Raw genomic sequence first — 6,444 nt, forward strand, 5'->3', positions numbered from 1 at the left:
TGAAACGCGCCCCTCGCAGCCTTCAACACCATGTTTTATATAGGAAATATAATGGTCAGGACAGCGAAATCAGCGCCTTACTTGGGAAATGTGGGATGAAGGTCTGCCCGAGGACGACATAAGAGGAGCCACCCGCGCGGCTTTCGACAATCTGGTACAACGCGCCATCGACGAAGATGTCGATTTCGTCGTGATCGCTGGCGACCTCTTCGACGGTGAGTGGAAGGACATGAGCACCGGCCTCTATTTCGCCCGCGCCATGGGCCGCCTGGATCGGGCCGAAATCCCGGTGTTCCTTCTCGCCGGCAACCATGATGCCGCCTCCGTCATCACCCGCAGCATTCCCTGGCCGCCCAATGTCCGCCTGTTCAGCGCGCGCCGACCGGAAACCCATCTGCTTGCCGAGCTCCAGGTCGCGGTCCACGGACAGAGCTTCTCGACACCGGCTGTCACCGACAATCTCGTTCCGTCCTATCCCGCCGCTGCGGAGCATCACTTCAATATCGGGATGCTGCACACCGCGCTGGCAGGCCGGAAGGGCCACGCCGATTACGCGCCCTGCAGCCTGGATGATCTCAAAGCCAAGCAATACGACTACTGGGCGCTCGGCCATGTCCATCAACACGAGATCGTGTGCGAGGCGCCTCATGTCGTCTTCCCGGGCAACATCCAGGGTCGCACGATCCGCGAGACGGGCCCCAAGGGCGCGGTGATCGTCACCGTGGAGGATGGTCAGGTTTCCTCCATCGATCGATTGGATCTGGATGTGATCCGCTGGCTCGCGGTCGATATCGACTGTACCGACGTGCCGGCCGATAGCATTGCGGAACGCATGCGCTCGGCGCTTCTTGAAGCGTGGCAGCACGGCGGCGATGGATTGCCGCTCGTTACGCGGCTTGTGCTGACGGGCGAGACCGACAGCGCCGGCGCGCTCATCGACAGCGCCGCGGACCTGCGCGACGTCGCGCGCGCCGTGGCCGCTTCGATCTCGCCCAATCTCTTCATCGAGAAAGTGAAGCTGCTCGTGACGAAGCCCGCCGCCGCCGGTGAGGTGATTGTCGGCGACGATCTCGCTGCCTTGATCGATCGGGCCGCCACCGATCCTCAACTGCACGAACTGCTGGCCGCGGACCTTGCGCCCTTCCTGCTCGCGGCGCAGAGCCTGCTCCCCGATGCCGACGAAGCGGACCTTCGCCGCTATGCCGGCGACGGCAAGTGGGACGCGGTCATCGGAACCGCCGCCCAGGCGCTCCGCTCGCGTTTGACGAAGGGGGACTGAGCGATGCGGTTCGCCACCCTGTCACTCGAGCGTTATGGTCGTTTCGAGGATTGCGAGCTTTCCTTTCGCCAAGGCGAGCCCGATCTTCACGTGGTGTACGGCGCCAACGAAGCGGGAAAATCGACCTCGCTTGCGGCGGTCTCCGATCTGTTGTTCGGTTTCCCGGCACGGTCTCCCTACAACTTCGTCTACGACTACGCCCTGCTGCGCGTTGGGGCCGTGCTCGAGGACGAGGGGCACAGCTTCGCTTGTCGCCGCAAGAAGGGGACGGCCGGGACACTGATCGATGCCGAGGATCGTCTCCTCGACGAAGCTATGCTGCTCGCCATGCTGCGGGGGCAGACGCGCGAGACATTCGCACTCTCCTTCAGCCTCGACCAGGATGGCCTGCGAGCGGGCGGGCGGGCCATGGTCGAGGCCCGCAACGACCTGGGCCGAGCCCTCTTTGCCGCAGGCTCCGGGCTCACGGGTGTTGCGGACGAATTGGCTCGCCTCGAGAGCGAAGCCGATGCGATCTGGGGACAACGCGCCGCGGCGAGGCGGAGCTTCACGCAGGCCCAACGCGATTTCGAAGCGCAGACCCGAGCAGTCCGGGACCAGGCCCTCAAGCCGAAGGCTTGGCTCGATGCCAAAGGCGCGGTCGCGGACGCCCAGCAGATGCTCGAAGAGGTTCAGCGGCGGCGCGACGAAGTTCTTGCCGAGGTCAGCCGCCTCGAGCGCATCCGCCGGATTGCGCCTGCCGTCCGTCTTCGCAGCGACCATCTCGCGGCGCTTGCCGCCCACATGGATACGATTGATATCGGGCCGCAGCGCGAGCACGCCGCCGAAGCGGCAATGGCCGAGATGGAGGCCGCTTCGCGTGCAAGGGCCGCCGCGCAGAATCTGGTGAACGAAGCCCGGGCACAGATCGAGGCGCTTTCTCCTGATCCGTCGGTCCTCGCCCACGACGCCGAAATCGACGCGCTGATCGCTTCGTCGGGCGCGGTGACAAAGGGTCAACAGGACTTAGCGCGTCTGAGCGAGGAGCGATCCGCATCGGGAGGTCTTGTCGCCCGGCTCCGCGCCGAAGCCGGCGCGCTCGCCTCCGATCCCCCCACCCGGATCGTAAGTTCCAGACTGCGCGAAATCGCGCTCGGTCATGCCGAGGATCTCGCGGCGCTCCGGCAGATCGACGAGAGTGAGCAGGACCTGGCTGAAAGGCGTGTCGCGATCGAGCGGAAGATTGCGGATCGCCCCCAAACAGGAAATCTGACCGCGATCGTAACGGCGATCGACCTTGCCAGGACCCTCGGGGCCGATGCGGACGCGCGCTGCGAACTGGCGCAGCGCAAAGCCGACCGGGCCGCGGCCAGCCTGGACGTGGCGCTCGCTCGGCTCACGCCCTGGAGCGGGGACGCATCGGCCCTGGCCGCGCTTCCCAGACTGGCACGGCACGAAATCGAAGACGTGCGATCCGTCCTTGCCGAGGCCGAGACCGATCTGCAGCGGGCAACAGACGCCGCTTCGCGCGCCCGCGAAGAGGCCGAGGCGCTCTCGCTCGAAATGGAGCAGCTCTCGTCGGGCGCTGCGGTGGCTGACGAGGAGATCACCGCGGTTCGAAGCGAGCGCGACGCGTTCTGGCGACCGCTGCGCGCGCACATGCGGCAAGGCATGGCCCTCCCCTCCCCTGATGAAGCTGTCGATGCTTATGAGACGGCAGTCGCTCGAGCAGATGAACGCGGAGATGCCCGCTACGCCGCCGCCGACGAGTCGAGCCGTCTGACGGTCATGGGTCAACGCCGGACCAGGCTCCTTCTGGCCGCTGACCAGGCGGACACGCGCGCGCAGGCGGCAAGCGATCGTCGCGAAAGCGCGCTGACGGGCTGGGCACGAAAGTTGGCGGAGGCGGGCTTTCCGGCGTTGGAGCCCAATCGGTTCCTCGGTTGGGTGTCCGAGCGGGAAACGGCTGAAGCAGCACATCAGGAGGCAATCGATGCCCACGACGATGCCAGGGCGATCGTTGCGCGGCGCAATGAATTGCGTGCCAGCCTGGTCGCCGCCCTCGCAGACGAGTCGGTGCCCAAGGGAGAAGACCTCCTGCCGCTGCTCGCCTTCGCCACACGGATTCGGCAAGCCGGCGAGGCGGCCGCCGAGCAGCACAGACTCGACGAGGCCGCACTCGTACAAATCGGGCAGGATGCGGAAGGTCTGCAGCGCCGCCGCACGCGTGTCGATGAGAGTATGGCGACGCGGATGGAGGCCTGGCGCGCGCTGCTGGTCGAAGCGGACATCGATCTCGACATAGCCAGCGCTCCGGCAACTCTCGACGTCCTGGACGAGCTCAGAGCCGCGATTGCCGCGCAGCGAGACCTGCAGACACGCATCGACGGCATAGCGAGAGACGCGCGTGAACATGACGAAAGCGTTGCGGCCCTAACCGAAAGGCTGGGGATTGCCGCCTCGGGCGGCGGAGTGACGCTACTCGAAGGGATGCGGGCCCGGCTCTCGGCGGCGCGCTCGACCGCAAGCGTCCTGGAGGCACTCGAGGAAAGCATTGCCGGCCGAAGCGCTGAGATGGCGGCCGAAGACGCACGGCATGCTGCGGCCTGGGCTTCGCTGACCGCGCTTCTGGAGGAGACGGGCGCTACCGACCTGCAGGGCCTGGGTGCGGCCATCGAGCGTTCGCGAGCAGCGCGCGCCCTGCGCCACGCGGTCAGCGAAGCGGAAGCCGCGATCGTCGCGGCGGGCGACGGCAAGGGACTGGATGAGCTTGTCGCGTCCCTGGAAGACGTCGATGCTGACGGTCTGGCTGTCCGAATCCAGTCGCTCTCGGGGCAGCTGACCCAGCTCAACGATGAGGTTGCCACTGCCGCAAGCGCCCACGGCGATGCCAGGAGAGTCTTTGCCGGTCTGGAGGCGCAAAGCGGCTCGTCCGCCGACGCGGCCTCGGATGCCGAGCAGGCCCGGGCCGAGCTCGCTGTTCTTGCCGAAGATTTTATCCTGAAGCGAACCGAGGCCGTCACGCTACGCTGGGCGATTGAACAATATCGCGAGCGCCATCAGGATCCCATGCTGCTGCGCGCAAGCGAGATCTTCCGCCGGCTGACGATCGGGCGGTATGCGGCGCTGCGGATCGACAGCGACGGACCCAATTCACGGCTCCTGGGGTTGCGCGACGATGGCAGGACCGTGGTGGACGTCGGGGCGATGAGCGAGGGAACCACGGACCAGCTCTTTCTCGCGCTTCGCCTCGCAGCTGTCGAGCAATCCATCGCGGCCGGTGTTCGCCTGCCCTTCCTCGCGGACGACTTGTTCGTCAATTTCGACGATGAGCGTTCCGAGGCCGGTTTCAGGGTGCTGGCGGAACTCGCGCGATCGACGCAGGTGCTGTTCTTCACCCATCACCCCCATCTGGCGGCGATCGCCCGATCTGTCGTCGGCGAAGACCTTCACTCGGAATGCTCCCTGGCCTGAGACAGCCGAGCGACCTTCAGATCAAGCCGCCCTGGACTGGCTGTTCGAATCCGGAACGCGCTGCTCCGACACTCTTTCGGCGCTTTGTGTACGCAACCTGCAGCGGCACCTGTCCTCGTCCCATTCGATGCGCGCCAGCGAATATCGGTGCCGCTGGCAATTGCCCGACGGCTTCGATCTAAGGCCGCATGACGTGGCGGAGGCTGCGGAAATGCGGCAGCGGGTCAAGGACGCCTTGAAGGACGGCAAATAGCGGAGCGCGGCCTCCAGCGCCTTCGCCCGGTTCTCGACTCCACGGCTCCCCAACTTGCGTTTTCTCGTCAGTATGATTATATTTTAATCGGACTGATAACAGGTGATAAACATGGCGACCGAGACGAAGGTATTGACCGCGCATGTCCCTCTGGGGCTCGCGGAAAAGGTTGAAGCAATGGCCTCGCGACTCGAACGCTCGCGCGGCTGGGTGGTGAAGCAAGCGCTCGCCGCCTGGGTCGATCAGGAGGAGGAGCGTCACCGGATGACGCTCGAAGCCCTGGAGGATGTCGATGCCGGACGGGTGATCGACCACCAGGCGATCACGGCATGGGCCGACAGCCTTGGGACGGACAAGCCGCTACCCTCGCCGGTCAAATGAAGATCCAGTGGACCAGCAAGGCGTCGTCGGACCTTGTGCGACTGCACGAGCATCTGGGTCCGGTCGCCCCCGAAGCGGCGGCGCGCGTGGTCCAGCAACTCGCCCACGCACCGGATCGGCTGATCGATTATCCGAGGATCGGCGAGAAGCTGGAAGCCTATGAGCCGCGCGAGGTCCGCCGGATCATCGTCGGCAACTACGAGATGCGCTACGAGATCGCGGCCGGAACGATCTTCATACTGCGCCTCTGGCATTGCCGCGAAAACCGCAACTTCGAATCGGAGCAGTAGCGAGGATGCGATCGACCACCGCCGCAGTCGCTTCTATCCTCAGACCAGACCGAAATCCTGAAATTCAACCTGCCGCAGTCGGCCGGACAGCCATTTCAGAGTAGCTCTCACGGGTTCCGCCAGTCCCGGTTGACCGACGATGGCACCAGGAATGTGGTCGGCTTCGATCCGCTGAAAAACTTGCACTTCGGCTTCACGGTCGGTGGGAAAATGGGGTGCGAGGTCTCGCCTCTCCTCTTCGCCGCCAGCGAACCTCGGCTCGCTCACGCACAAAATCGAAACAGAGACGGCGTCTTTGTTTCCGTCCAATCGGCCGTAATCACTGGCGTATGCCAAATGATCGGCTGCTGCCAGATCGCGGCGCGGCCATAAGCCATGCTTCACGACCCCAGTGAGATTCGCAGCTTGGGTGAAATGCAGCAGGAACCGCACGTCGCGGTCCAGGGCGATCGAGCGGATATGCGTCCTGCGGGCCTCGTTCATCGCAATGATCCCATAGACGCCTCCAATACCTCCGCCCAGTCTTTGACGCCGCGCGGCGCCATCCACGTTATCTCAAGACCGGGCCGAGCATATCGCAACGCCGCGCGTGCCGCCGCCAGTTCACCTTCGGCGTCATTGTCGACGGCGAGGATCAAGGATGTCAGACCTTGCGGCAGCAGGATCTGATCGAGACGCCGTGCACCCAAGCTCGCCCAGCAGGGAGCTCCTTGAATGAGGGTGAAGGCCCGCGCGGTTTCGAAGCCCTCGGCAAGCGCCAGGCAAGAAGCCGCCCGCCCTCCCCCTTG

General features: G+C 65.1%; 6 protein-coding genes. 4 read left to right on the forward strand and 2 right to left on the reverse strand.

What is annotated here, in order from left to right:
* Nucleotides 1-88: 88 nt before the first annotated feature.
* From B5X69_RS19965 to B5X69_RS19980, 4 genes are all read left to right on the forward strand, one after another.
* Complete coding sequence (locus B5X69_RS19965; RefSeq protein WP_079640259.1) at nucleotides 89-1,279, forward strand: metallophosphoesterase family protein; 1,191 nt, start codon at nucleotides 89-91, stop codon at nucleotides 1,277-1,279.
* Between the two features lie 3 nt (nucleotides 1,280-1,282).
* Nucleotides 1,283-4,732 (forward strand): ATP-binding protein, encoded by a 3,450-nt coding sequence (locus B5X69_RS19970; RefSeq protein ID WP_020819391.1) that lies wholly within the window; start codon nucleotides 1,283-1,285, stop codon nucleotides 4,730-4,732.
* Between the two features lie 364 nt (nucleotides 4,733-5,096).
* Nucleotides 5,097-5,366 (forward strand): CopG family ribbon-helix-helix protein, encoded by a 270-nt coding sequence (locus B5X69_RS19975; RefSeq protein WP_020819389.1) that lies wholly within the window; start codon nucleotides 5,097-5,099, stop codon nucleotides 5,364-5,366.
* Nucleotides 5,363-5,656 (forward strand): type II toxin-antitoxin system RelE/ParE family toxin, encoded by a 294-nt coding sequence (locus B5X69_RS19980; protein WP_020819388.1) that lies wholly within the window; start codon nucleotides 5,363-5,365, stop codon nucleotides 5,654-5,656. The genes B5X69_RS19975 and B5X69_RS19980 overlap by 4 nt, the downstream gene beginning before the upstream one ends.
* Before the next feature lie 39 nt (nucleotides 5,657-5,695).
* Here the strand turns inward: B5X69_RS19980 and B5X69_RS19985 are convergent, their stop codons facing one another.
* A complete protein-coding gene (locus B5X69_RS19985) occupies nucleotides 5,696-6,139 on the reverse strand; it encodes a hypothetical protein (RefSeq protein WP_020819387.1) in 444 nt (147 codons plus the stop codon).
* The coding region (locus B5X69_RS19990; protein WP_079640260.1) for a toprim domain-containing protein at nucleotides 6,136-6,444 on the reverse strand (309 nt) is incomplete at its 5' end. The genes B5X69_RS19990 and B5X69_RS19985, both read right to left, overlap by 4 nt.

It is taken from the genome of Sphingopyxis flava (genome assembly GCF_900168005.1).
Taxonomy (GTDB): Bacteria; Pseudomonadota; Alphaproteobacteria; order Sphingomonadales; family Sphingomonadaceae; genus Sphingopyxis; species Sphingopyxis flava.

Coding starts and splice junctions, on each gene's coding strand:
- B5X69_RS19985 (WP_020819387.1), bottom strand. CDS start 6,139: ATGAACGAGGCCCGCAGGACGCATATCCGCTCGATCGCCCTGGACCGC.
- B5X69_RS19980 (WP_020819388.1), top strand. CDS start 5,363: ATGAAGATCCAGTGGACCAGCAAGGCGTCGTCGGACCTTGTGCGACTG.
- B5X69_RS19975 (WP_020819389.1), top strand. CDS start 5,097: ATGGCGACCGAGACGAAGGTATTGACCGCGCATGTCCCTCTGGGGCTC.
- B5X69_RS19970 (WP_020819391.1), top strand. CDS start 1,283: ATGCGGTTCGCCACCCTGTCACTCGAGCGTTATGGTCGTTTCGAGGAT.
- B5X69_RS19965 (WP_079640259.1), top strand. CDS start 89: ATGTGGGATGAAGGTCTGCCCGAGGACGACATAAGAGGAGCCACCCGC.